1 protein-coding gene is annotated in these 367 nt (G+C 39.5%); it reads right to left on the bottom strand.

Annotation, left to right across the window (positions count from 1 at the left end; genetic code table 11):
• Positions 1–367: hypothetical protein (locus R3X28_RS19270; RefSeq protein WP_317666521.1), on the bottom strand; the 367-nt coding region annotated here is incomplete at both ends.

Here is a 367-nt window from a genome sequence, read left to right as displayed (position 1 = left end):
TGCCGGGTCAACTACCGCCGTGAACACATTGCTCCCATTTAAATTCAACCCGTTCCCTGCCGTATACTGGGTATCGGTATCGACTAATGCAGCAATATCAGCTATGGCCACTGAAAATGTATTACTCTCACTATCCGTAATTACTAAATTCGTATCCGTAGCATCTATAGCGTAAGATGTTATGACCGTATTGGTATCTACTCCAGTAGTAATATCAGCCAATGGAACACTTACCGTATTACCATTCTCTATGCTTATTTCTAAATTTGAACCATTTACCTGAAAATCCAATAAATCCTGTTCATCGGTATTATCTAAATAAGAACTTAAACTTAATGCATTCGATGCCTCCCCGTTCACGGTACTT

The sequence above is a fragment of the Maribacter sp. TH_r10 genome, assembly GCF_033101095.1.
Lineage (GTDB): Bacteria > Bacteroidota > Bacteroidia > Flavobacteriales > Flavobacteriaceae > Maribacter_A > Maribacter_A luteus.
Note: the sequence above shows the minus strand (reverse complement) of the source record. Positions and strands in the feature narration are given on the sequence as shown.